At 66.5% G+C, this 1,967-nt stretch carries 2 protein-coding genes and 1 pseudogene; 2 read left to right on the top strand and 1 reads right to left on the bottom strand.

Features of this window, described 5'->3' with window-relative positions:
• Positions 1–182 (bottom strand): annotated as a pseudogene (locus DBR22_RS24820) (MarR family winged helix-turn-helix transcriptional regulator); the annotation flags it as partial.
• A gap of 118 nt (positions 183–300) precedes the next feature.
• On the opposite strand from DBR22_RS24820, the gene DBR22_RS19400 reads away from it, so the two are divergent.
• The gene (locus DBR22_RS19400; RefSeq protein WP_108600349.1) at positions 301–1,167 is read left to right on the top strand and encodes a DUF1295 domain-containing protein; all 867 of its coding nucleotides are present in this window, start codon (positions 301–303) and stop codon (positions 1,165–1,167) included.
• A gap of 65 nt (positions 1,168–1,232) precedes the next feature.
• Positions 1,233–1,967, top strand: a 735-nt coding sequence (locus DBR22_RS19395) for a squalene cyclase (RefSeq protein ID WP_258229314.1), incomplete at its 3' end; no start/stop codon positions are given.

The raw sequence follows: 1,967 nt of genomic DNA, 5'->3' as shown, positions 1-1,967 counted from the left end.
CTGCCCACCGTTACCGGGCCCAGGTGTGCCAGCACGGACAGGGCGCGGTAATCGGTGAGGTTCAGTCCGAGCCTGCGGGCCACTTCCCGCTCTGTCTCGTTGGCGAGACTGAACATGTTCTGCAGCGTGAACGCGGCGGGGTGGACGGGCGGGCCCGCGGTCCCACCTACTTGCATTTGCATGGATCCACCCTACCCAATATTGTTGGATGTTCAAACAGGATTGAATAATAGGCCTCCTAGTGGATAGCCTGCCTAGGTGCTCTTGTCGGCAACCGCCGGCGTCTGAAAGGAAGCTCTGATGAAGGAATCCGACCGTAAAGCGCTGATCATCCTCCCGGTGGTGGTGGTCATCGGCGCTTTGGTGGCCGTGGCCGGCAGCCAGGGCGGTGCCACCGTGGGCGGATTCCCGCTCTTCGGCCTGGGGGTGGCGGCCGCGTTCCTGATCCAGTGGCTGGCGTTCATCCCGGCTTTCAAGGCGCAGACCGAACACTATTACGACCTCACCGGAGCCCTGACCTACATCGCCATCACCGTTCTCCTGGTCCTACTGACCCCGGGCGTGGATGCGAGGGGGCTGCTGCTGGCGGCCATGGTGGTGGCATGGGCCCTCCGGCTGGGAAGCTTCCTGTTCCGGCGCGTCAAAAAGCACGGCAAGGATGACCGCTTCGACGAGATCAAGCCCTCGTTCGTCAGGTTCCTGAACGCCTGGACCGTCCAGGGTCTCTGGGTGGTCCTCACCGCGGCTGCGGCCTGGATTGCCATCACCAGCGCCACCCGGGTCGCTCTGGACTGGTGGGCCCTGGTGGGCTTTGTGGTCTGGGCCGCAGGTTTCGGCATTGAGGCCGTGGCGGACAACCAGAAGGGCCGCTTCAAGGCAGACCCCGCCAACGGTGGCAGGTTCATCTCCACCGGCCTGTGGTCCAAGTCCCGCCACCCCAACTACTTCGGCGAGATAGTCCTCTGGATCGGCGTGCTGCTGATCGCCGTGCCGGTGGTGGAAGGCTGGCAGTGGGTGGCGCTGCTGTCCCCGGTCTTCGTGGCGTTCCTGCTGATCAAGGGCAGCGGCATCCCGCTGCTGGAAAAGAAGGCCGATTCCAAGTGGGGCGGCCAGGCAGACTATGAGGCGTACAAGAAGAACACGCCGGTCCTGATCCCGAAGCTCTAGCAGTGGCCAGACCCCACCGCCCCGGCCGGATGGAAAACGGGCGGCCCCGTGCTAGTCTCCCCGCTATGGCCGTGGATCCCGCCGTTCTTGACTGGATGCTTGACTCCGACCCCGCACTGCGCTGGCAGGTCCAGCAGGACATCGCCGGGGAACCGCCGGAGGTGTGGGAGGCAACGCGCGCCCGGACCGCCACCGAGGGGTTCGGTGCCCGGCTGCTCGCGCTGCAGGACCCCGACGGCCAGTGGGCGGGCGGGGCGTACTTCCCCCAGGACTTCGACTTTGACGGCCCGCAAGCGGCTGAGGATGCCGGGCAGCCGTGGACCGCCACCACGTGGTCCCTGAACGCCCTGCGCGACTGGGGGCTGGATGCTGCCGCCCTCACCGGGACCGCCGAGCTCCTCGCGGTCAACAGCCGCTGGGAGTATAACGACCTGCCCTACTGGGGCGGCGAGGTGGACTGCTGCATCAACGCGTTCACGCTGGCCAACGGGGTGTGGCTGGGCGCGGATGTGGCCGGCATCGCCCAGTGGTTCCTGGACCACCAGATGGCCGACGGCGGCTGGAACTGCGAGTGGGTGGAGGGGTCCAGGCGGTCCTCGTTCCATTCCACGATCAATGTACTCAAGGGGCTCCTCTACTACGAGGCTGCGACCGGCGGCAGCAGCGAGCTGCGTGCCGCCCGGCGCACCGGCGAGGAGTACCTGCTGAAGCGCCAGCTGCTCTACTCCCGGTCCACGGGGGAGCTCGTGGGACCATGGGTGGCCCGGTTTGTGTACCCGTCCCGCGCGTTCTACAACGCG

Source organism: Arthrobacter sp. HMWF013, assembly GCF_003061105.1.
Classification (GTDB): Bacteria; Actinomycetota; Actinomycetes; order Actinomycetales; family Micrococcaceae; genus Arthrobacter.
Note: the sequence above shows the minus strand (reverse complement) of the source record. Positions and strands in the feature narration are given on the sequence as shown.